Annotated in this window: 31 protein-coding genes; 27 read left to right on the top strand and 4 right to left on the bottom strand. The window is 37.9% G+C overall.

Going from position 1 to position 23,502, the window contains the following annotated elements; translation table 11 throughout:
• The first annotated feature begins 23 nt into the window (after positions 1–23).
• From MKX73_RS19735 to MKX73_RS19610, 26 genes are all read left to right on the top strand, one after another.
• Positions 24–314, top strand: coding sequence for a hypothetical protein (locus MKX73_RS19735; protein WP_340719073.1), 291 nt, complete (start codon positions 24–26; stop codon positions 312–314).
• A gap of 247 nt (positions 315–561) precedes the next feature.
• Positions 562–723, top strand: a complete 162-nt coding sequence (locus MKX73_RS19730; RefSeq protein WP_340719072.1) for a hypothetical protein — start codon at positions 562–564, stop codon at positions 721–723.
• On the top strand, positions 720–1,052 hold the full coding sequence (locus MKX73_RS19725) for an HNH endonuclease (protein ID WP_340719071.1): 333 nt from the start codon (positions 720–722) through the stop codon (positions 1,050–1,052). Before MKX73_RS19730 ends, MKX73_RS19725 begins: the two co-directional genes overlap by 4 nt.
• 78 nt (positions 1,053–1,130) lie before the next feature.
• Entirely contained in the window at positions 1,131–1,499 is a 369-nt protein-coding gene (locus MKX73_RS19720) for a hypothetical protein (RefSeq protein ID WP_340719070.1), read from the top strand.
• Positions 1,492–3,180, top strand: a complete 1,689-nt coding sequence (locus tag MKX73_RS19715) for a terminase large subunit (RefSeq protein ID WP_340719069.1) — start codon at positions 1,492–1,494, stop codon at positions 3,178–3,180. The genes MKX73_RS19720 and MKX73_RS19715 overlap by 8 nt, the downstream gene beginning before the upstream one ends.
• A gap of 21 nt (positions 3,181–3,201) precedes the next feature.
• Positions 3,202–4,362 (top strand): phage portal protein, encoded by a 1,161-nt coding sequence (locus tag MKX73_RS19710; protein WP_340719068.1) that lies wholly within the window; start codon positions 3,202–3,204, stop codon positions 4,360–4,362.
• Positions 4,362–5,069: a head maturation protease, ClpP-related gene (locus MKX73_RS19705; RefSeq protein WP_340719067.1), complete on the top strand. Its 708-nt coding sequence runs from the start codon at positions 4,362–4,364 to the stop codon at positions 5,067–5,069. The genes MKX73_RS19710 and MKX73_RS19705 overlap by 1 nt, the downstream gene beginning before the upstream one ends.
• Positions 5,062–6,255 (top strand): phage major capsid protein, encoded by a 1,194-nt coding sequence (locus tag MKX73_RS19700; RefSeq protein WP_340719066.1) that lies wholly within the window; start codon positions 5,062–5,064, stop codon positions 6,253–6,255. The genes MKX73_RS19705 and MKX73_RS19700 overlap by 8 nt, the downstream gene beginning before the upstream one ends.
• Before the next feature lie 22 nt (positions 6,256–6,277).
• The gene (locus tag MKX73_RS19695) at positions 6,278–6,475 is read left to right on the top strand and encodes a hypothetical protein (RefSeq protein WP_340719065.1); all 198 of its coding nucleotides are present in this window, start codon (positions 6,278–6,280) and stop codon (positions 6,473–6,475) included.
• The gene (locus MKX73_RS19690) at positions 6,459–6,728 is read left to right on the top strand and encodes a head-tail connector protein (protein WP_340719064.1); all 270 of its coding nucleotides are present in this window, start codon (positions 6,459–6,461) and stop codon (positions 6,726–6,728) included. The genes MKX73_RS19695 and MKX73_RS19690 overlap by 17 nt, the downstream gene beginning before the upstream one ends.
• Positions 6,715–7,020 (top strand): phage head-tail adapter protein, encoded by a 306-nt coding sequence (locus MKX73_RS19685; RefSeq protein ID WP_340719063.1) that lies wholly within the window; start codon positions 6,715–6,717, stop codon positions 7,018–7,020. The genes MKX73_RS19690 and MKX73_RS19685 overlap by 14 nt, the downstream gene beginning before the upstream one ends.
• Complete coding sequence (locus MKX73_RS19680; protein WP_340719062.1) at positions 7,010–7,369, top strand: HK97 gp10 family phage protein; 360 nt, start codon at positions 7,010–7,012, stop codon at positions 7,367–7,369. The genes MKX73_RS19685 and MKX73_RS19680 overlap by 11 nt, the downstream gene beginning before the upstream one ends.
• Positions 7,366–7,680: a hypothetical protein gene (locus MKX73_RS19675; protein WP_340719061.1), complete on the top strand. Its 315-nt coding sequence runs from the start codon at positions 7,366–7,368 to the stop codon at positions 7,678–7,680. The genes MKX73_RS19680 and MKX73_RS19675 overlap by 4 nt, the downstream gene beginning before the upstream one ends.
• A gap of 12 nt (positions 7,681–7,692) precedes the next feature.
• Positions 7,693–8,268, top strand: a complete 576-nt coding sequence (locus tag MKX73_RS19670; protein WP_340719060.1) for a major tail protein — start codon at positions 7,693–7,695, stop codon at positions 8,266–8,268.
• 57 nt (positions 8,269–8,325) lie between these two features.
• Positions 8,326–8,679 (top strand): hypothetical protein, encoded by a 354-nt coding sequence (locus MKX73_RS19665; RefSeq protein ID WP_340719059.1) that lies wholly within the window; start codon positions 8,326–8,328, stop codon positions 8,677–8,679.
• An 8-nt stretch (positions 8,680–8,687) separates the two neighbouring features.
• A complete protein-coding gene (locus tag MKX73_RS19660; protein WP_340719058.1) occupies positions 8,688–8,885 on the top strand; it encodes a hypothetical protein in 198 nt (65 codons plus the stop codon).
• A gap of 50 nt (positions 8,886–8,935) precedes the next feature.
• Positions 8,936–11,725, top strand: a complete 2,790-nt coding sequence (locus MKX73_RS19655) for a phage tail tape measure protein (protein WP_340719057.1) — start codon at positions 8,936–8,938, stop codon at positions 11,723–11,725.
• Positions 11,722–12,537, top strand: coding sequence for a distal tail protein Dit (locus tag MKX73_RS19650; RefSeq protein WP_340719056.1), 816 nt, complete (start codon positions 11,722–11,724; stop codon positions 12,535–12,537). Before MKX73_RS19655 ends, MKX73_RS19650 begins: the two co-directional genes overlap by 4 nt.
• A gap of 14 nt (positions 12,538–12,551) precedes the next feature.
• Entirely contained in the window at positions 12,552–14,987 is a 2,436-nt protein-coding gene (locus tag MKX73_RS19645) for a polysaccharide deacetylase family protein (protein WP_340719055.1), read from the top strand.
• Positions 14,988–15,140: 153 nt separating this feature from the next.
• A complete protein-coding gene (locus tag MKX73_RS19640) occupies positions 15,141–16,244 on the top strand; it encodes an acyltransferase (protein WP_340719054.1) in 1,104 nt (367 codons plus the stop codon).
• A 102-nt stretch (positions 16,245–16,346) separates the two neighbouring features.
• Positions 16,347–17,867, top strand: a complete 1,521-nt coding sequence (locus tag MKX73_RS19635; protein ID WP_340719053.1) for a prophage endopeptidase tail family protein — start codon at positions 16,347–16,349, stop codon at positions 17,865–17,867.
• A gap of 4 nt (positions 17,868–17,871) precedes the next feature.
• The gene (locus tag MKX73_RS19630; protein WP_340719052.1) at positions 17,872–18,057 is read left to right on the top strand and encodes a hypothetical protein; all 186 of its coding nucleotides are present in this window, start codon (positions 17,872–17,874) and stop codon (positions 18,055–18,057) included.
• Positions 18,058–18,137: 80 nt separating this feature from the next.
• A complete protein-coding gene (locus tag MKX73_RS19625) occupies positions 18,138–18,518 on the top strand; it encodes a hypothetical protein (protein ID WP_340719050.1) in 381 nt (126 codons plus the stop codon).
• Positions 18,502–18,822 (top strand): hypothetical protein, encoded by a 321-nt coding sequence (locus MKX73_RS19620; RefSeq protein WP_340719049.1) that lies wholly within the window; start codon positions 18,502–18,504, stop codon positions 18,820–18,822. The genes MKX73_RS19625 and MKX73_RS19620 overlap by 17 nt, the downstream gene beginning before the upstream one ends.
• A gap of 14 nt (positions 18,823–18,836) precedes the next feature.
• Positions 18,837–19,088, top strand: a complete 252-nt coding sequence (locus MKX73_RS19615; RefSeq protein WP_340719048.1) for a phage holin — start codon at positions 18,837–18,839, stop codon at positions 19,086–19,088.
• A gap of 1 nt (position 19,089) precedes the next feature.
• Positions 19,090–19,866 (top strand): N-acetylmuramoyl-L-alanine amidase, encoded by a 777-nt coding sequence (locus MKX73_RS19610; RefSeq protein ID WP_340719047.1) that lies wholly within the window; start codon positions 19,090–19,092, stop codon positions 19,864–19,866.
• Between the two features lie 43 nt (positions 19,867–19,909).
• On the opposite strand, the gene MKX73_RS19605 is transcribed toward MKX73_RS19610, so the two are convergent.
• The 4 genes from MKX73_RS19605 to MKX73_RS19590 are packed head-to-tail and all read right to left on the bottom strand — an operon-like array spanning position 19,910 to position 22,791.
• Positions 19,910–20,341 (bottom strand): hypothetical protein, encoded by a 432-nt coding sequence (locus MKX73_RS19605; protein WP_340719046.1) that lies wholly within the window; start codon positions 20,339–20,341, stop codon positions 19,910–19,912.
• Positions 20,342–20,382: 41 nt separating this feature from the next.
• Complete coding sequence (locus MKX73_RS19600; protein WP_340719045.1) at positions 20,383–20,946, bottom strand: hypothetical protein; 564 nt, start codon at positions 20,944–20,946, stop codon at positions 20,383–20,385.
• A 14-nt stretch (positions 20,947–20,960) separates the two neighbouring features.
• A complete protein-coding gene (locus tag MKX73_RS19595) occupies positions 20,961–21,554 on the bottom strand; it encodes a replication-relaxation family protein (RefSeq protein WP_340719044.1) in 594 nt (197 codons plus the stop codon).
• Entirely contained in the window at positions 21,493–22,791 is a 1,299-nt protein-coding gene (locus MKX73_RS19590; protein ID WP_340719043.1) for an FtsK/SpoIIIE domain-containing protein, read from the bottom strand. The genes MKX73_RS19595 and MKX73_RS19590 overlap by 62 nt, the downstream gene beginning before the upstream one ends.
• Before the next feature lie 258 nt (positions 22,792–23,049).
• Between MKX73_RS19590 and MKX73_RS19585 the strand changes: the two genes are divergently transcribed.
• Entirely contained in the window at positions 23,050–23,262 is a 213-nt protein-coding gene (locus tag MKX73_RS19585; RefSeq protein WP_340719042.1) for a helix-turn-helix domain-containing protein, read from the top strand.
• Positions 23,263–23,502 lie beyond the last annotated feature (240 nt).

Raw genomic sequence — 23,502 nt, 5'->3', positions numbered from 1 at the left:
TGTACAGTAAAGGAGAAATGAAAATGAAAATTCAAAACGAACAAAAAGAAGTTATAGAAGGTGTTGAGGTCTATTTTGGTGAAGTGCCAGCTCAATTATTAGAAGGGTATAGCGGATTAGTGTATTACTTTAAAACTCTTGATGCCTATGAAGTTGAAACGCACGAAAAAGTAGTGAAGAAGGTTATTAAAGCTATCGAAAATTACTACGATGAGGGGACGGCTGGATTTACGCTACGGAAAATCGAGTGTCCAGTGTGGGAAAGTCAATTACAAATTTCTGTAGCATCTTTTAGATGGCGAGATAGCTACTAAACAATCCGAATAAATTATGTAGTAAGTACATTGATTCCTTAATATAACTTTACCTTATATTAAACCAATGTTAAGTATTGAAATAATGATATATCATGAGAGAGTACAAGTATGTACAAATGGTTCTTTTCACGAATATATAATTACACACTTCCCTGTTGCGGAAACAGCAGGGAATTACATAACACATTAAGTCGTGCCAATTGCGGTACGGCTTTTTATTGTGCTTGAAAGGCGGTGAGCAACATTGACTATTTATGATTTACTTGACGATGATACGCGAGATAAATTGAATGCTGTTCATCGTCCGAAGGTTAAAGAGAAGTTATCTGAACGTGAGCTGAAAGAATTAATGGGATGTAACAGGCAGATTCATAAGCGTGTGAATGGGAAGGTGAAGCGTAAATGAAAGAGCATACACTCGAAGCAAAACGATTCTACAAATCAACAGCATGGCGCAAGTGTCGAGCTTCTTACATTGCTACTGTCCCTGGCGGATTGTGTGAACATTGTCATGATGCAATGGGGTATATCGTTGACCATAAACAAGAAATTAATTCCGTCAACATCAACGATCCAGAAATCACACTGAATCATTCCAACCTACAATATCTGTGTCTCGAATGTCACAACACCAAAACATTCCGAAAGTATTCAGCAATCAGAGAAGGATTTACATTTAATCAGTTCGGGGAGCTAGTACCAAAGCCCCCCTTCAAAAGCAATTTTTTTGAGTAAAAATGGACCGGAGAGGCAGCTTCAAAAAATACACAGGTCATTTCGCGTGAGGGGTGTAGTTAAAAGGAAGGTGATTTTATGGCGATTAATAATGATTTAACAATAGATGAGCGAAGAAAGCAAAAGGAAGAAGAATTATGGCGAGCTTTAGCAGAATTAACACCGAGCAAAAAGAAGATTGTTAAGAATACTGTGGAAGATGCAGCCTTCAAAGCGGTACAACTGGAAGAATTACATATAGTTCTCCAGGATGAAGGCGTAATTGAAGAATATCAGAACGGTGCAAACCAATCCGGGCGAAAAGTTTCTTCTGTTTTCCAAGCTTACTCCACATTAGAAAAAAGTTATCAATCACAAGTTAAAATTTTACTGGATGCTTTACCGAAAGAACTGCCTAAATCAGAAAACGATGATGGCTTTGAAAGCTTTGTGATAGAACGTGATTAAATATCCATTAAATTATAATCCAATTATCGAATATTACTCAAAAATTGATAGTGGCGTTATTGTCACATCTCAAAAAGTAACGAGAATTTACAAATACTTAGTAGATGAAATGTCCAATGTTGATAGTGAATATGAATACAACGCCAAACGAGCCAATCATGCTATTGAGTTCATTGAAAACTTCTGCAAGCATAGTAAAGGTACATTCGGCGGTAAAAACATCGAATTGGAATTGTGGCAAAAAGCGTTTATCGCTGCTTCGTTCGGCTTCGTTCATAAAATAGATGGCACACGTAAATACCGAGAAATCTTGCTAGTTGTCGCACGTAAAAACGGCAAATCAACTATTGCATCAGGCATTGGGTTGTATCTGCAAGTTGCAGACGGTGAACCAGGCGCGGAAATTTACGCAGTTGCTACGAAAAAGGACCAGGCTAAATTAGTGTGGACGGATGCCAAGCGAATGGTAACGAAATCTCCGGCACTTAGAAAGCGTATTAAACCACTTGTAAGCGAGTTGCGTGCCGACTTCAACGACAGCACATTTAAACCGCTTGGGAGCGATTCTGAAACGCTTGACGGGTTGAACGTGCATGGTGCAATGATGGACGAAATTCACGCTTGGAAAGATAAGAATTTATACGATGTTATTGTGGATGGTACAAGCTCACGCGAACAAGCCATGATTTTTATGATTACAACAGCCGGTACAATTCGCGAAGCTGTTTATGATATGAAGTATGAAGAAGCTGAAATGTTGCTGAATGGTTTAGATGATCCAGACGGTTACAAAGATGATAGATTTCTTCCTATTATTTATGAATTAGACAATCGTAATGAATGGATGGTTCCGACAAACTGGATAAAAGCAAATCCGGGGCTTGGAACAATTAAAAAGTTGGATCAATTAGAAACAAAGGTGAACAAGGCAAAAGCTAATTCGATGTTGGTTAAGAACTTGCTTACAAAAGACTTCAACGTGCGCGAGACTTCCACAGAAGCATGGCTGACATTTGAAGAAGCTAACAATACCGAAACATTCGACTTATCACAGCTTAAACCACGTTACGCAATCGGCGGCGCGGATTTATCGGAAACAGTCGATTTAACAGCAGCTTGTATTATGTTCATGTTGCCAGGCGATGCGAAAATTTATGTCAAACATATGTATTGGCTGCCGGAAGATTTACTGGAAAAACGATCCGTTGAAGATAAGATTCCATACGATTTATGGCGAGACAAAGGATTGCTACGAACAACGCCAGGAAACAAAGTACATCATAAATATGTGACAGAGTGGTTTGTAGAATTGATGCAAGACCACGATATTTATATTCCGTGGGTTGGTTATGATAGATGGTCAGCTACTTATTGGGTTGAGGAAATGTCAGATACATTCGGTAAAGATGTAATGATACCAATTGCACAAGGTAAACAAACATTATCAAGCCCTATGAAGCTGTTAAAAGCCGAATTAGAACGCGATATGGTTGTATATGACAATAACCCAATCACGAAATGGTGCTTAATGAATACATCTATCCACATGGATGAGCGAAACAATACAATTCAGCCGGTTAAAGGTTCAAATCAGCGAAAACGTATTGACGGGTTGGCAGCCATGCTTGATGCGTATGTCGTATTGAATGACAAACAGGTTGAATACCTAAACATCATATAAAAAGGTGGTGAGAATAAAAACATGGGAATTTTCAGCAGAACTAAAAACCAAGCCGTTACCACTACACAGTCATACAAAATGATTGAGGACAGAGGGAGCGGCTTTTATGCGTGGAATGGAAACATTTACAGAAGCGACATTGTAAGAAGTGCCATTCGTCCGAAAGTACGTGCAATTGGTAAAACGGTTGCGAAGCATATTCGGCGTGATGTGAATGGATTGAAAGTGAATCCAGAAGCGTATATGCGCTTTTTACTGGAAGAACCAAATCCACATATGACGATGCAACAATTATTAGAACGTACCATTACACAGCTTGAATTAAACAACAACGCATTCATCTTTATTGAACGGAATGAATATGACTATCCGGTTGCGCTCTATCCGATTAATACAACCAATGTTGAAGTCCTGACGAATCGTGAGGGCTTTTTATATTACCGTTTTATGCTGCGTAATGGGAACACCGTAACATTCAAACATACCGATGTTATCCATCTCGGCAAAGATTACAATGACAATGAGCTATTTGGCGACAGTAACCATGAAGCACTCACACCTTTAATGGAAATTGTGAACACAACCGATCAAGGTATTGTAAAAGCCATTAAAAACTCAAATATTATCCGGTGGTTACTGAAATTCAATCAGACATTAAGACCAGAAGATATTAAGAAACAAACAACGCAATTCGTGAATGACTTCTTATCGAGTGAATCTGAATCTGTGGGCGCTGCTGCAACCGATTCGAAAATGGAAGCCACACAGGTTGATCCAAAAGACTATGTGCCGAATGAAAAGCAAATGGATGTTACTACAAAACGTGTATATGCCTATTTCAATACGAATGAAAAAATCATTACTTCTACTTACTCGGAAGATGACTGGATTGCCTATTACGAATCCGCAATTGAGCCGGATATTGTGCAATTATCCACTCTATTTAGTCGAAAATTGTTCTCGCGTAAAGAAAGAGCATTCGGAAACAAAATTGTATTTGAATCTAACAACCTTTCATTTGCGAGTATGGCGACTAAATTGCAACTTGTTCAATTCGTTGACCGTGGCATTATGTCACCAAACGAAGTACGTGAGATTCTAAGCTACGCACCGGCACCGGATGGCGATACATTCGTTAGACGATTGGACACGGCTGCCATCGAAGGAGGTGAGACAAAATAATGACTAAAAAAATCAAAGTAAACGGCACGATTATTAGTGACAACTTGCAACGCATCTATGATTGGATCGGATTAGAAGCAACAAGCCCGTCAAAAGTTATCGGTGCATTACCCATTGATGGGAAAGACGTTGAAATTTCGATCAATTCCGGCGGTGGTGACGTATTCGCGGGCAGTGAAATCTTCACAGCATTAAAGGAATACAGCGGCAACGTCACTGTAAAAATTGTGGGGATTGCGGCAAGTGCTGCATCTGTAATCGCAATGGCCGGCGATAAAGTATTAATCTCACCTACCGCACAAATGATGATTCACAACGTATCAACGGCAGTGGGTGGCGACTATCGAACGTTTGAGCATACAGCAGAGGTTTTAAAATCCGCTAATCAGTCAATTGCGAACGCTTATAAACAGCGAACAAATAAAACTGATGATGAATTGAAGTCTTTAATGGATGCTGAAACATGGTTCAATGCACAATCAGCCGTAGAGAATGGTTTTGCTGATGAAGTAATGTTTGAAGATGCAAAACCGGAAAATACATTGGTTGCAAATGGTGGTTCGGTCATGTTAAACGAGGACGTTATTAATAAAATCCTCGAAATGATGGACCAGGATAAGCCTTCTTCTGCAACAACTGCGGAAGGCAAGGATCAGTTACAAGCACGACTTAAATTACTTAAACTTGGAGGTATTCACAATGGATAAAATTAAAGAATTATTAAACAAACGTACTGAATTAATGAACCAAGCTGAAACTTTGGTGGCAGAGGGTAAACTTGAAGAGTTTAACGCTATTGAAGCAGAAGTAAAAGAGCTGGATAACAAAATTGAAGCTGCTAAATTAGCACAGGCAAACTTACAAGCGTTACAAGATAATGCTAAAATTGCAGATTTATCAAACCTATCAGAAAAACCAAATGAGGTGAACGAATTGGCGAACTTAAAACCTGTTAACGCAATGACTAGCGAAAAACTATACGAAAATGCTTTTGCTAAAACGATCATGGGACAAGAATTAACACAAGAAGAAAACAACGTGTTACTTGAATTAAACAACCATGATACATCAAACTCTGGAATCTTCATTCCACAAACGGTATTAGGCGACATCATCAACGAAATGGAATCTCAAAATCCGTTTTTACGCGATGTTCGTAAATTAAATATTCAAGGTTTAGTATCTATTCCGAAACATACTGCGATCACTGCCGGTGATGCGAAAGGTTACATCGAATCGGAAGAACTAGAAGTAGAGAAAAACACATTCGTTGAAATTCAATTAGGCGGTAAGGAAGTTGCTAAGTACATTGAAGTTTCATTCAAACTTGAAGCAATGGCTGTTCCGGCATTCCTTGCATACCTTAAAGACGAAATCGTTGACCGCTTAGGTGTTGAATTAGGCCGTCAAGTAATCAATGGTGACGGTGGCGTTCGTGAAATGGAAGGCGTATTAACGGCAATGGCTGACGTTACTTCACAACACACTTCTTACACAACAGGCGCATTATCATATGCAAATGTGACAGCTGCAATTGCAAAACTTGGTTCTCGTCATGCTGCAAGTGCGAAAATTTATGCTTCTGCATCAACAATTTGGAATGGTTTAGCCAACATGTTAGATGGTAGCGACCGTCCATACTTCATCCCAGACGTAACAGCAAGCGGCGTAGGTCGTGCGTTCGGATTAGTGGTTGAAGCGGATAGCGCAATTCCAGAAGGTACGTATATCATCGGTAACGCAAAAGGCTACACAATGAATACGAATCAGCCAGTACGTGTTGAATCGGATCGTGACATTAAAGCTCGTAAAACTGGATTTTCTGCTTACACAGTTGTGGATGGTACAGTTACACACGAAAAAGCATTCTCTATCTTAACACCAGGCGTTTAATACAATAAAGGAGGGATAACACATGCGACATTCAGTCTTAGTGCCTTTCATTATCGAGGAATCGGGTGAGTACAAGCTGCCCGGTTCTTTTTATACGAGTGAAGATTATAAACGTGTAAATGAATTGCATGATATGGGTTTCATTCGTAAGCATAAAGATACTGAAACGTTAAAACCTACCGCAAAGAAGGCGGTGACGAAAGATGCTTCCAAAGATTAAACAAGCATTACGGATTACCCATGATGCGTTAGACATGGAGATTCAAGATTTAATCGATGCGGCTATGATGGATTTATCGATCAGTGGTGTACAAGTTATTAGTGATGCTGATCCGCTGATTCTACGAGCCATTACGTTATACGCAAAAGCTCATTTTGGACTATCTAATGACGACAGCGAAAAGTATTTGCGCGGCTATACGTCACTTAAAATTCACTTAGCATTGTGCGGTGTTTACCATGTCAATGTTTAAAGATGTGATTCAACTAGTCGGATATTCCATTGAGCTTGATGAAATGATGCAAGAAGTTAAAACGCCTTATGAAAGACAAGTATTCGCAAACAAGCGCAGCGTATCACAAACGGAATTTTTCAACGGTGGTCAAGGTGGATTGAAGCCACAATACCAATTTGAAATTCGATTAAGTGAATTTAATGGCGAAAGCGAACTTGTTCATGAAGGTAAAACGTATTCAGTTTATCGGACGTATGAAAACGGTGAAAATATAGAGCTATATAGCGAGGTGAGAGTCGGTGGCTATTAATATTAATCAACTCGCAGATGAAATCAACAAACAGCTTCGCGAATATGCGGATGGTGTCGGAGAAGAAATGGAGAAGGTAGCACGAAAAGTTGCCAAAGATGGCGTAAAAACACTTAAGCTACGAAGTCCAGAATTATCCGGTTCCTATGCAAAAGGTTGGCGAGCTAAAAAGGTTGACGGTGTATGGGTCGTCCACAACGCCACTGATTACCAACTAACGCATTTGCTTGAAAAGGGTCATGCAAAAGTTGGTGGTGGTCGTGTAGGCGCACGAGTACACATCAAACCGGTTGAAGAACGAATGATTGATGAATACGTAAAAGGTGTGGAAGGGGCGATCAGGAAATGACATTACCAGAATTAGCACAGTCGTTAAATGCAATCTACCCTACTCGCTACTCACACTTTACGAGTAAACAAAAAGCGCCGTTCATTTGCTATTTGGATGAAGGAGAGGAAAACTTTCACGCCGATAATGAAGCCTATATAGAGGGTACACTCGTAAGCGTGGAGTTATATACCGATGCTAAAAACTTAGCAGCTGAACGGAATATTAAAAATTTATTTAAACAACGAGAAATTCCATATGAAAAGGGTCCTACGATTTTTATTGAATCGGAAGGGCTTTTTTTAACGACTTTTTCAATCAAATTAATTTAAGGAGTGTTATAAATGGCTCAAAACAAAGTGAAATTTGGTTTAAAGAATGTACACTATGCAGTCGCTACAGAAGATGAAGATGGTGTATTAACATATTCTGCGCCGGTACGTTATCCAGGTGCGGTATCACTAACATTAGATACGCGCGGAGAAACAACAGAATTTTATGCTGACGACCGTGTATATTACGCGACAACAACAAACAATGGTTATGAAGGTACTTATGAAGCAGCTGAAATGCCGGTTTCATTCCGTACTGATGTATTAGGGGATATTTTAGATGCTGACGGCGTTTTAACTGAAACTACAAACGCAAAAACTCAAAAAATCGCTTTGATGTTTGAATTTGATGGAGATGTGAAAGCAACTCGCCATGCATTATACAATGTATCGGTTTCTCGTCCAGGTACGTCAAGTTCAACGAAAACAGAAACGACTGAACCAACTACACAGGAATTATCGTTCGTAGCTTCACCAACAGTTGACGGCGTAGTAAAACGCAGCACAACAGCTGAAACACCGGACGAAGTTTACAATGCTTGGTTTACAACTGTATTCGAACCAGCGCCGGTAGTTGAAACACCTTAATAAAACTACAAGCCTTCCACATTGGAGGGCTATTTTTCTGAATGTGGAGGGTAACCAATGGAAATTAACTTAAAAATTGATGGTAAAGATGTTCCGTTTAAATCAAATGGAGCCGTTGCCAAACGATATATGATGCAGTTTCAACGTGATTTATTGAAAGACATTATTTCAATGGGAGTTATTGAGTTTGATTTTGATAATGCATCGCAACAGGATCAATTGAAATGGATGCGCGACAATATCGACTTTAACATGTTCTATGATATTGCGTGGGTATTTGCAAAAACAGCTAACCCAACTATTCCAGAACCTATTACATGGTTGGATTCATTTGACGAGTTCCCATTACTTGAAATTATGGAACCGTTGCAAGATTTACTTATAAAAACGTTGGGTGCTAAAAAAAAGTAGATGGTGAAGTGAAGAATCCGGCTGAAAGCGTATCGACAGAAAAGTTTCTGATTTTATGTAAAGAAGCTGGATTAACACATGACGATCTTGAACATATGACTTTCGGAATGGCGCTGGATTACATTGACGAATATTTCGAAATGAAAAATCCGAATAAGAAGCCGAAAACGGTCAATGCCGGTCAATCTGATTTCGATAAATTTTAACTCACCTTTAGGGTGGGTTTTATTTTTGTGCAAAAAAAGGCGGTGAGTAAATGGCTAAAAATATCAAAGGAATCACAATTGAATTAGACGGTGACGCAACCGGACTTACCAAAGCTTTGAAAACGGTCGATAATGAAACAAAATCCGTACAAAATGAATTGCGGCAAGTTGATAAATTACTTAAATTTGATCCGTCAAATGTAGAGTTGCTAAGTCAAAAACAAAAATTGTTAGGTGATGCAATTGACAGCACATCCAAACGGTTAGACGCATTAAAACAAGCTCAATCAGAAGTGGAACGACAATTCCAAAGTGGCGAAATCGGTGAAGAAGCTTATCGCAAATTTCAAAGGGAAATCGTAGCAACGGAAGGTAAGTTAAAGGCTTTCCAGTCACAAGCGGATTCCGTGAAAGTAAAAATCGATGCTCAAACAGATTTGAGCGGTCTTGACAAAATGACCAAAAAACTTGAAGAGGTTGGTGAAAAGGCAAAAGAAGTTGGCGGCAAAATGAAAGATGTCGGAACGGAAATGTCAACGAAGTTAACGGCCCCATTAGCGGCATTCGGTGGCGGCGCTTTATTGGCAGCCGGTCAATTCGATAACGCTGCGGGGCAGATTCAAGCGGCGTTAGGTGTTACGGCAGATGAAGCAGAAGCGTTAGAAGAACAAGCAAAAGCGGTGTGGAAAGCCGGTTTCGGTGAATCCCTTGAAGAAGTGTCGGGAGCGTTAGTTAGAGTCAAACAAAATATGCAAGGCGTTTCGGATGGTGATGAATTAGAGAAAGTTACGCGTGATGCGTTGGCGTTGGCTAAAACATTTGATTCTGATGTGAACGAAGTAACGAGGGCCGGAAACAACTTAATGACCAATTTCGGTATTTCGTCAGAAGATGCTTTTGACATGATGACTAAAGGCGCGCAAAACGGTTTGAATTTCTCTAATGAGATGTTTGACAACTTAGCAGAATATGCACCTTTATTTGCTGACTTAGGTTTTAGCGCAGAAGAAATGTTCGGGACTTTAATTAGTGGTAGTCAAGAAGGTGTTTACAACCTCGACTATTTGAATGACATGGTAAAAGAGTTTGGTATTCGATTAATGGATGGCAGCGAAAAAACTCAAAAGGCAATGAGTGGGATATTTTCTCCTGAAGGTTTCTCCGGTTTTGCGGAAAACTTAAAGAAATACGGCAAAGATTCAAGTGAATACTTGGAAGTTGTCGCTATCATGGGTGAAGATTACACCAATAATATTATAGAATCAATGCGAAAAGGTGGACTTGAAGGTGGTAAGGCTTGGGAATCTTTAGAGTTCAACATGGGTCGCGGTCGTGAATTAATCGATGGTATTAAGGACGGTTCGATTAGTGGTCAAGAGGCTATGAAAGAAATCGCACAAGCGTTAGTTCAAATAGAAGATCCTGTCGAACAAACAGCGTTAGGCGTGGAATTGTTTGGTACGAAATTTGAAGATTTAGGAACAGAAGCTTCCCTTGCTATGTTAACTGCCGGTAAAAGTTTAGAGGATTTTGAAGGTTCTATGGACAGTCTCGCAAAAGTCCAAGAACAAACATTTGGTCAACGTTGGGAATCTTTTATTAGAAAGGCAACCGCATCATTAGAACCGTTGGGTAAAATTTTATTAGATTTAGCCGAACAATGGTTACCAAAAATCATCGCAGTTGTTGAACGTTTAGCAACGTGGTTTTCTAATCTATCGCCAGTCATGCAAGGTGTAACGGTTGCCATCGGTGCTATAGTCGCTGCAATTGGGCCGTTTTTAGTTGTTGCTGGAATGATTGCTTCTGCGATAGGAAACCTTATTCCGATATTTATTAAACTGCTACCTGTCATTAAAGGTGCTGGGGTAGCCATTGCCGGTATATCTGCGCCAGTGGCCATTGCCATTGCAGCAGTAACCGCGTTGATTGCCATAGGGGTTGCGTTGTATAAAAATTGGGATCAAATTAGTGGATGGTTGAAAAAGACATGGTCAACAATTCAAACGAATGTATCAAATTTCACTAATCAAGTGTCGTCCAAAGTTTCTAAGTTAACCTCTGATGTGACAGGGTTCTTTTCTAAACTGACAAGCGGAGCAGTTGCGAAGGTGCAAGAATTGAAAACGCAAGCGACAAGTAGATTCAACGAATTAACGAGTGGCGTGAAATCGCAAGTTTCCAATATGGTTTCTGGCGTTATAAATTTATTCGCCAATTTAGTATCTAATGCAAGTTCCAAATTTGGTGAAATGACAACGACTATACGTTCAAAAATGAATGAAGTAAAAAACACTATGTCAAGTGTTGCATCAAATATCTTATCGGATGTAAGTAAAAAGTTCATTGAAATAAAAAACAAAATTACTGATCCAATTAAACAAGCAAAAGAAACAATTGGCGGTATTGTGGACGACATTAAGGGATTTTTCAGCAATATGAGCTTAAAAATACCTGATATTAAGTTACCAAAACTTCCGAAATTCACTTTAACGGGTGATTTTGGTTTGAATCCTCCGAGTGTCCCTAAATTGGGAATCAAGTGGAATGCATTGGGAGGTATCTTCAACAAACCGACAATCTTCAATACTGCAAATGCCGGGTTACAAGGTGTAGGCGAAGCCGGACCCGAAGCAATATTACCTCTGAACGCTAAAACATTAGCCGGTATTGGTAAGGGCATTGCCGAACAAATGGGAACGAACGGAATGCCGACAACGATCATTGTACAATCCGTATTGGATGGACGAGTGATCGCCGAGACAATTACGCCATTAGTATCACAAAACCAATACAACACAGCTTCACTAGCTGGATTACGAAAAGGGGTGTCATTATGATAATTGAATTATTAAATGGCACTCGTTTTGATATTGCCGATTATGATTTGAAAAGATTATTTCATTATGTACCGAGCGCAACAATTAACCATGAATCATTCAGTGTGGATGGCAGCAGTGATATTATCACAAACAGCAAATTAAATAACCGTACAATCAAAGTTGAATTGTTGTATATCTCACAGGATATTTACGACTATTATTTACTGCGCGATGAACTGAACGCTTTATTTATGCGAACAGAACCATTTTACATCATCTTCAAACGTGAACCGTATAAACGATGGTTGGTAAAAACAGCGGATCAATTTGAGATACCGCCGCATCCACACATGCAATCATTTACAGTGGAGTTTGTAACTCTAAAAAATTATGCTGAATCGGTTGGTACAACGATGGATTTGCAAGCCTTTAAAGAATGGGATGCGGATTTATGGGGCTGGGGAATGGGTTTGGATTGGGATAAAACGTATCAATACGAGTTTACTACAAGTTCATTCACGGTTGATAACGTAGGCAATGCCATCATTGACCCACGACAACATGAATTAGAAATCATAATCAAGGCAACCGCATCAAGTTATATTCAACTAGTTAATAATACAACGGGCGAAACGTATCGTTATAACGGTGCATTGTCCACCAGTGATACGTTAGTTATTAAAGGGGTGCGAACGTTGAAAAACGGTGTGAGTGTATTTAAAAATACCAACCACAAATTATTGAGCCTAGCACCTGGAATCAATGCATTTACAGTAACAGGAGGCACGGTTCAAAGTGTCAAATTTAACTTTAGATTTTTATATAAATAAAAGGATGTGAGATTGTGACAAACTTAAATAATATCAACAGTCCTATATCACGCGAGGAACGGAACAAGCTGAATGAAAACTTTCAAAAATTAGAGCGGAAAAATAGTAATTTACAAGGACAAGTTAATCAATTAGTAGTAGAGGGAGATTCGAGTCCAGAAGCAGCACAAGCGCGTGTTGGCGTTGACGGAACAGAATACACTACATTGAAACAAAGAATTGATTCAGAATATCAAACACTTAAAACTGAAATTGATACGGATTTGACACAGATCGATTCCGAATTACAAAATGTTGCTACGCAATTGGCACAAAAGGCGAACAAAGAAGAAATAAATACACTGGCAACTAGTAAGGCTGATAAGGCATACGTAGAAACTAATGTTACAACGTTAGATACGAAAATAAAGGCACAGGCGAGTGGTGCGCCAAAAGGAACTTATCCTACTTATGCGGCATTGAAAAGCGCATTCCCTTCTGGAAACTCTAATATTTACTTGGTTTCGTCGGACGGAAATTGGTATTACTGGAATAATTCGGACTGGGTGAGCGGTGGTGTATACCAAGCCACACAAATTGAAGATAACAGTATAACTACTCCAAAAATTTCTAATGAAGGGCTACATCCTGCTACCATTAAAGACGTTGAAATTAATGAGAATGCAAACTTAGTGAATAAAAGCACGGTTGAAACTGGCGGTTATTATAACGCACAGAACGGTACTTACGTAATTAATGCAACGTATAGTAGTTCTGATTTCATACCTGTTAAACAAGGGGTAACTTATCAAACTAACTACACTCCGATAACTTATTGGAATTCAAACAAACAGAATGTTCCCTATGTAGGTAATGAAAATAATTTTACTATTCCTATGGGTGTTGCTTATATTAGAGTAGCTTTCCCAGCCAGCGCTTTAAATACAGTTAAAGTATCGCGCAAGCCGAAAACGTTAAATTCACCGTATTCGTACGAATTTGGTAATACATGGGATGTTTTCAGAAATACGGATTATAAAAACAAGTTGGATATTCCTTTAAAAAACCTAGTTGTCAACGGGAATTTTGCGGATGGAGCGAACAATTGGACTAAAGGGGTATACACAAATACAATGACCGCTTCAAACAATAAATTAACGGTCAACAATGGAACATTCTACTATTTCGGTGCTTTTCAAAATGTACAATTGATTGCCGGAAATAAATATTATATAGCTCTTGATGTTGAAAGTAGCAATTTTAACAGGATTTCCTATGTAAGTTTAAAATACGCCGATGTTGTAAATGGTTCTGACATTAAAAGCTGGAACAGCAGTGGTTTCACAAATGGCGCAACGAGAAGACTCAGTACAATTAGTACAGTCGCCGCCAATTCTAATATCTTCAAAATAAATTTCCAATCTGTAGCGCCGGATATCGTTGTATCAGTCAATGTTAGCAACGTGCTAGTTATCAATCTCACTGCGATTTTCGGTGATGGCAACGAACCTACAATTTCCACAATGGACGAACTAACTAAAATTTCGGGGAATTGGTGGAATGGTGAGCTGTTAGATACTAATAGGAAACTAACTGTACTTGGCAATAAAACATCTCAAAAAGTAGAAGCACTTGAAATTCGTATAAATGGAATAGAAGCTAACCCTAATTCATTTTCGAACAAGTTTGAAATAGAGCCTAGATTAGCTCAAATTATGGGCTATGATTTTGTATGTTCTATCGGTTATGACGATGCTTCCGCTTCGATTTACAACTATGCCTTTCCAGTTCATCAAGCTCAAAATGTTCCCGGCACTTTTTGGGTAACTACCGGTATTGTAGATGGAGAAGTCAGCGGGGCAGGTTGGGGCGATATTGTGACATGGGAACAATTGCGAGAAATGCAAGGTGCAACAAATGGAAAAATCAATGTTGAAAGTCATTCGCATGGTCATATTAGTTTTGCCAATGCTAATGCCGCTAAAATGTATAGTGATTTATCAACGGCTAGAGAGATATTTTTACGTGAGGGATTCAATCCTAAATACTTCTCTTATCCGGGTGGCGAAAGAGGTACATTATCGAATAGGTATATAAGTGCTTATTTTGAAGCGGCAAGGGGGGCAAATGTCAATCCGGGATATACTGCCGGAAGTAACAGTTATACGTCCGAGAAAATATATACAGATTCTATAGGCATAGACACTCCTTCCGTTCAAAACGTAAAGGATATTATTTTGAATGCCAAAAATAGACCCGAAATGGTGTGGTTGGATCTCTATATGCACGCTGTATTACCGAACGGAGTTGCTCCGGGCGGGTCTATTGTAAAGACTCCAGAACAATTAAACGAATTAATTCAATTCGTAAAGGACAATAACGGGTTAATTATAAGTTATGACGAGGCTATAAACGTATTCATGAAAAATTATTATTGGACTGGCGGCAATTTATTGAGAGTGAAACAGTAATGAGCGTTATGCATAGGATTTATTCCGAATCTTTGGTGTCTCACGATAAATTAAATATCAAAAAAATAAATATATAAACTTTCAATAGAAATTATGGTATGGTTTCCTTATATATACAGTATTTTTTCGTTTATATAAGGAGGATTTTTTGTAATGGATTCTAAAAACAAGCCAATGGATCGTATTGAGTATTTTGATTTAATAAAAGCTGCCGCTATTTTCTTTGTATGCTTTTATCACTTAAATACACTAAATGTAAACATCATAGAGGATTCTTCGTTAATAACCTATTTTCATTATTTTATTATTGGAATCTGTAGTACTGGGGTACCGTTATTTTTCATGGTTAGCGGCGCTTTAATGTTGAACAAGAATTACAATTTTAAAAAACACATTAAAAAGATAATTACCATAAGTATATTGACAGTTATATGGGCCGTTCTCACTTTAATTGTTTTAATGCCAATTTTTGGTGATGAGTATAATTTGTCGGAGTTCTTAAAGGCATTATGGACATGGAAGCCCGACAGAATTAATCATCTTTGGTATCTACCAACACTCGTAATTGTTTTCCTTTTATTCCCGTTAATAAAGGAAGCTTATGATAAACAGAACAAGAAAGTATTGTATTATTTTTTAACGGTAGTTTTCATCTTCACTTTTGGGAATGTTTTACTAAATAATTTAGCAAATATAGCCGAATGGGTGCTCGGTGTAAATTATTTAACGGGAAATTTTAATTTCTTTAATATCTTCAATCTCTTCAAAGGATTTTACGCATTCGCTATTGTTTATTTTATAGTTGGCGGATTACTTTTAATATCCCTAAAGAATAAAGTGATTAAATTTCGAGGCATATCTATAGTGGCTGTATTAATAATAGCTCTAACTTTGTTATTCCTGTATGGTATTGTGATGAGTCTATCGAACGGCTTCTATTTTGATACCGTATGGGAAGGTTATGATACGATAATGACTTTAGCTGTGGCTTTGAGTATTTTCTTGTTAGCTTCAAAAATTAATATAAAAAACAAGACTATTGCAAAATTAATAAAAATAATAGGTTCAAACACTTTAGGTATTTACTTTATTCATGTAATTATCGGTGCATTTTTTGAAAAGTACTACAGACTATTGCCTTTTAATCAAAATATTATAGCTAATCTTTTTTTCATAGTTTTCATTGTGTTAGTTTCATTGTCAGTTACATTATTATTAAAAAAAGTTCCTATTGTAAGAGAGTTATTTAAGATATAAATAATCGACATTTTTGTTAATCAGCAGTATAGTAGTTCCAAATTGTGTAGTAACTTATTTTACAACGTATTATCAAATTTTTAACACAAAGAAGGTGATAACTTGTTTTATGTCACTAGTTTAGATGGCTCACAAGTTGAGCCTTTAACCAATATCGGCAGTGATTTTAAAATGGAACAATCAGTAGACGGCACTTTTATAGTGTCGTTTTCTTGTTTTCCTTCCACAAATAATCCTGGCTACGATTTATTACGGTCAGAATCCGTTGTTACTATAAAAGGTAATGACTTTAAGGTTAAGCAATACAACGATACAGCAAACAGCAAAACCGTTACAGCAATTAGTACATTTTACGAATTAGGCAAAACGCAGCGAGATGGGATATTCAGTGGTAACCATACATTGAATAATCATCTTGCTTTTGTTTTGAATGGAACGGGATGGACTTATACAGTGGATAGCGATATTTCCAATGTCACCAATTACATTAATAAATTAGGTGACGATAATGTTATTGCGCTGATAGAAAAAATCTGCAAAACGCATTTAGTGGAATATGAAATATCGCCAAACAAAACCGTACACTTTGCCAAACAAATTGGCGGCGATTATGACTATCAATATCGGTATAAGCACAATGTATCGGACGTTGTACTGATTGAAGATACAACCAACTTGCATACCTTTATTCGTGGTTATGGTGCTGATGATTTGGCAGTGAGTTATTCATCCCCAAATTTATCAACATTCGGCAAACTTGAAGCCGATCCAATCCGTGATGATCGCTTTACAAATGCGGCAGCGTTAACAAATTACATTGCTAATTCAATTGTTGATGTGCCGGAATTAGCCATTGAAAGCCGTATACCGGAATTAACAAGCCGAGAAACAGGTGAACGTATATGGCTGATTTACGAGCCGTTAAATGTGGAAATGCAAACGCGCATATTGAAACAGACAAAAGGATTGCGAAACGGTGAATTGATTACGGAAAGTGTTGTATTCGGGAACAGCTTATTAAGATCATCTATTGATTTATTGGTTGACCAGCAAGAACAAATCAATGATACAAACGAAAATTTATTCGAAACGCAAAAGGAATATACAAGTAAATTCGAACAAACAGACGAGCGTATCACATTGGAAGTTGAACAACTTGACCAGTCTATTGCCACGCTTGATATTAAAGCAGATAACATCAATTTAAGGGTTACGAATTTAGCAACCGAAACCAATGCATCCATTAACTTATTAAGTGATGAAATCAGTTTGAAGATTGATAAAGGCGGCGCAATCACAGATATAAACCTTACACCTGGGGTTGCTACCATTAACGCCGATAAGATTAATTTAAATGGTGCTGTTATGATTAACGGAACCATTACAGGCAGTACGTCCATTAACGTGACAACGGATATTAACTTGGGGCGTATGATCCGATTTAATGATTTCACAACGATAAGTAGTGATGGGGGCAGTATTCAACTTGAAGCTTTTAACTATATGTACTATGTAGCATTACATCATTTCTTTTTTGGAACAGTTGACTTTTCGGCAGCGAATCTTATCGGGTTACCGCCGCCGACTATTATATATATACCCGTAGAAGAAACAGGAGGATGACAAAATGAAAGTATTAATTAGGTTAGCAACGCAAAACCAAGAGCCAATTGAAGCGGATATTCCGAATTTTGATGCCGCAGATTTTGCCGCAAAATTAAATGGCAACGTTATGTTTATCAACTTAGGTGGTAATGTCATTAATCGCAACTTGATTCAAATGATTACGCCGGTAGACGAAACAACAGCATAAATTACATGCCTTCCACAATCATCTGTGGAGGGCTTTTCTATTACCAAATTGGGGGAGGGAATAAATTGGGAGGGAACTTTATGAAAAATGTAACAGCCGTTGAAATCGTCCTGTCCTATGTATCTTTAGGTTGGGCCTATGTACTATTTACAACACCTCTTTTATTCGAAAGCTCCGAAAACTGGAATCAAGTACAGGAAATTTTACCGTATGAATGGTTGGTTGCGACTATCGCATTAACGGCAGCAGTAACCAAAATCATTGGATTAATATTAAAAAACAAAAGGATTCGTTGGATAGGTTTGATTATGTCAGCTGTTTTTTGGGTTACTATTTCGGCGGGGATGTTGATTGCAAAAGGTTATTTGGATTTCACTACCGGCTTTATAGTGTACTCTGCTCTGGCAATATTGAGCCTTTGGACGAGCAAAGAGGTGATGTTGGATGGTAAATCTGGATAATGCGGTTTTAGCGGAACAAATAAGACAACTGCGAGAAGAATTTAATACGCATCGTTCAGAAACGCGAAAGGAAATTCGAGAATTGGATCAGGAGATTGATTTAGTGAGAGGGTCGCAGAATGAGTTGAATGTGACCATGAGTTATGTAAAAGAAACGGTTAAAGAAATGAACAAAACTTTGATTGCAATGGCAGACGCTCAAAATAAACAAACATCCAAAAACACTTTGCTTGTTTCCATTTTGCAAGTGGCTGGCGGTATTATAATTGCTACTATTGGGTATTGGGCAAAGGGTCAATTCTAAGGAGGTAATTGTAAATGACAGCAGATAAATTAAAACAATATATTGCGTTATTCGGAGGGTTGCTTGGAGCAGTCCTTTTATTTTTGCAAACATTAGGTGTACATTTCACATGGTTCACACAGGAAACGATTGATTCATTTTTAGGTGTATTAATGGCAGCTGTACCACTTGCGTTAGTTTTTTATGGTGTTTATAAAAATACGTACATCGTAACGAAAAAGGCTAAGGAGCAAGAAGAATTGTTAAAGCGTAGGGGGATGAAATAACATGATTAGTATTTCACCAGGACATTACGGACCACGAACAGGTGCAAGTGGTTTTATTGATGAAGTGACAGAAGCCATCAAAGTATCAAAAGAAGTTGCTAAAACTTTACGTGCTGCAAACATTCAAACAAATTATATTGAAGATAATGTTAATAAATCGCAATCTAAAAACATTCCGTGGCTGATTGCACAGCACAATAAAACAAGTCGACAAATAGATGTGAGTATTCATTTTAATGCGAGCGGCGGCACACATGACCGTGGCATCGGTACAGAAACACTGATCTACAGCGGCAACAATCAAGATACAGCTGCAGCCATTACTGATGCCATTTCAAGGGTGAGTGGATTAAAAAACCGTGCTGTGAAGATTCGGAAGGATATTGGTATTTTGAAAGGTACAAACAAACCATGTTATCTAATCGAGGTGTGCTTTGTAAACAGTCGTACAGACGTTGATTTATACCGTAAACATTTCAATGCGATTTGCCAAGCGATTGCAGCAGAATTAGCAAAGGCGGTAGGTAAAATATTGACGGTTAACACAACCGCAGCCGTAAAAAGCGAGGGGGTACGTACATTGGATATTAACAGTCCATCTTTAAATGAACTTGCAAAAAGTATTTTGGACAGCAAAGCGCAACGTGAGATCATCGTCAATTATGCCATTGCCGAGGGCATGCATAAGTCATGGTTAGAAAAACTAGAAAATCGCACAATTACCAATGACGAAATTTTAGTATTGTCAGCTGCAGCGGTTGTCAATGCAAATAAATAATCACAAAAAAGCCCTTCACCGGTAAAAGTGGAGGGCCTATTTTTTATTCTACCGTTGTTGTATCAACGATTTCATGTATTTTTGATTGTTCAGACTGATAAACAAGAAACTTACCGGCTTTAGATACATCATTATCTTCAAACGCTACCGTCCATTTGAAATCATACTTTTCACCATTCCATGAAAATACCCCTTCAACTTGGTAAATGTTTTCGTATAGATCACTTGTATTTGTGTCTTTACGATTATTCAATTTTGTTGCAGTAATTTCATCTTCATCTACTTTTACACCGTCAATGTTATCTGTAGCTTCAATAAAAGCTTCTGAACGTACCGCTAAATTAATCAATAAATTTTCGTTTGTGATTTCGCCAGTCGTTTCCTTATAATTTTTCGTTTCATCACTATTCGTTTCTTCATTTCCACATGCTACAAGCAAGAATGTTAATCCAATTAAATAAAGTAATTTCTTCAATGTATTTCCTCCTAGTTTTAAATACCAATAGTTTACCATAATTAAACGGCTTCCCCAACTTCTCTAAGAATCTCTAAAAACAGCGGTGACAATTGAATTAAGACATAACCCAGGCCGGCATTCATAATCATGTTCCAAGCTCTCTCGCTATTACCAAACATGAAGAAGAAACAGGCACCAATCATAATTACACTTGCAATAGGGAATGAAATAGCTACCATAATTTGAACCATCGGATCTAAAATTGTCGCAAGAGTTTCTAATGATTTATCTGCAATAAATCCTGTTGGCTGTGGAATGGCATTAGCTACTATAGGCGTATATACATCTGTCAGTGTGGAAGGCTCCGGGAATGGCGCTTGCTGCAGAACGTTTATCGGTTCAGTAATTGGCGTTGTTGCAACGACTTCGCTTACCTTATTAGCACTTTGATACATTGCATATCCAGCAGCACCTAATACCGGAATCGATGCCATGACGACAACATCCTTTTTAGTAGCATAACCTTGTTCGGCTCTCATTGCTTCCAAATCCTCAAATCTCTCCGAATAATCCGTAAACTCACTTGCAGGAACAACCTTAGTTTTATTCTTATTAAAGAACATTTAATTTCCTCCTCTTATTGGATGTCTTTAATCGTGAACACCTTGAAATTCATTCCATTACATGCGCTCTCTAACTGCTTTCTGCGATGTTCTGTAGTCGTTAACCATACAAGTGTAGGGAAATAGCCGAATTGCTTTACAAGGCTATCTGATAGCTCTTTATAACGGTTAATTTTTGCGCGATTTTCTTTCATGCTTTGTAAATTATCCACTTCTAAAAAGTGATAAAATCCATTTCGAGTGAATACCGCATCTGCCACAACTGATGTTTTTTCATCGGAAATTTTAACTTCATTTTTCCAATCCTTTGGAGATTTGAAATGTAGCCATATTTCATTGCGCATAACAACGTGCTGCACGTGGCCGCCTTTTTTACGGATCTTCTCACAATCCACATATTCACGGCCTTCTCTGGATAAATAATAAATTGATTGATAGCCATCGCGAACACATGTTAAATAATTTGATAAATTGCGTAAAACGTAATTGGTATTTCGTACAGTTCCCAATTTAAAGTAAGAATTAAGTTGATCGCGAGTGAGAAAATCAAACTTCTTCAAAAGTAACAGTAGTTGTTCGTCTCGTTGACTCAACTGTTGGACTTTCAAATATATCCTCCTTCTTAACAATGTGAGGGACAATCGTTTCATGGATAATATCAGAAGTAATTAATGGCGTTTGTAAAATTTCGCGTTTATCGGCTGTTTGATAAATAGCTCTACCTCTAACCTGTGGAAGAAGTTCGGCTCCAGATTCATCTAATACTACCCTCGAAGCCGTTGCCGATTGTACCCGAAACGATAGTTTAGCATCGCTGTTTTGCTTTACTTGTCGAGGTATTACATCGCCAGTAGGGTATTGAGTAGCAACGATTAAACGGAAGCCTAAACCGGCACCAAGTCGGGCAATTTGAGACATAATCGTTTGGCATTCTTGTTTTAATCGTTTTTCGCTTGATGTTACAGCTTCTTGGGGATTCAATTCACCGACTTCATCTATAATCACAAAATATCTTTCATTAATATTCGCATCCTGTACATTCTTTTTACCTTTCCTTTTAACGAGCTGCTGTATTTCCCTCATTTTCAAATATGCCGTTTGTAATGTGCGGAGGGCTTCTTCCGGCTCGTATGCGATGGATAACGTCTGTTTAATCGATTCATAATCACAAAGCTCGATACCGCCTTTCAAATCGATGTGGAAGAAACGAACATGCTCTGGGTTGCTTTGCAATAGGCTTACAATTAATGAATTAAGAAAGTTACTTTTACCATATCGAGTAGCACCGCCAAGCACTAAATGCGGTATGCGTTCAAAATCATGAAAGCGAAATGCGTTTTTATCTCGTGTTAACCCTACAGGTACTTTCCAATCAATGCCCGGTGTGTAAGTGACTTGCTGGGGAAGTGGTTTGTCATACACTCGAATAATCAACAGCCCATCAAAATCTAATTCAATTTCCTTCCGTTCAGTCAGTTTAGCCTTCCACAATTCTTTTAGTTGGTGTGTAATATTTGAATCAAATTGTAAGCTTTTCAAATCAGCAAATGAAATCCGCTTTCTTCTATTATTAATGCCATCCTCCAGTGTTCGGAATTTAGCTACATAATCATCAAATGAACGGCCTAAAGGAATCCGATATTTGTATTCCCATCCCCATTCATGTTTCTTTTTACGGATCAATTGAGTTGTTAAAGTGTTTTTACCGTCCTTCACATTTAAACCGCTCAATGAAATGATGCGTTGGATTTTTCCACTTTCATTTGTTGCCATGCCTTGCTTTTTGAAAAACGCAGTTGCGGCAATTCCACCAAAAAACGAGGTAGTTAAAATTTCAAAAATCATTTAACCTCTCCTTCCTTCAACTTTGTACGCCACGGGTTCTCTTACATAGTAAGAGTTGCAGCAATCGAGAAAATTTAAAATATCGCTAAACATTAGATATAAAAGGAATTTGCCATTTCCAAGTAGAATGAATGGGGTAGAGATTGAAAATGAAATCGATTAGGAAAGCTATCTGGTAATAGGATATTACGCTCATTGTAAAAATATATCTTGTCCGATAAAAAAATTTTACGCTCATTGTAACGGAGGGGGATTTTAATGGCCCGTGAAATTGAAATAAAGCTTCAACAATTATTGTTGGATCACAAAATGACTTATAAAGAATTATCGAAAATCACCGGATTATCCACTAGAGCAATATCGGAAATGGTGAATAACAAACAGGAAAGAATATTGAAAGAGGCCATTATTAAAATTGCTGACACTTTTGAAATCGATGATATTAGGGAAATCATTGATTTTAAGAAATAAAAAAACCACTCCATAAAGGAATGATTTCGTCCAAAAATCCACCATAGTGCCACCGTAATAGCTAAATACGGGTGGATATGTTTTAATATAAATAAATACAGTTAACATTTCCCATCAACCAAAAACATAAGTATGCCAATGGCTGATTGAATATAACCGATTACAATAGGTTACAGTAAAATATTTGTACTCCTCAAGAAGCATTTATGGCTGTACTGAAAATGGATGATAGTAAATAGT

Source organism: Solibacillus sp. FSL W7-1436 (assembly GCF_038007305.1).
Lineage (GTDB): Bacteria > Bacillota > Bacilli > Bacillales_A > Planococcaceae > Solibacillus.
The sequence above is the reverse complement of the archived record's forward strand: the minus strand, read 5'-3'. Positions and strand labels throughout refer to the sequence as shown.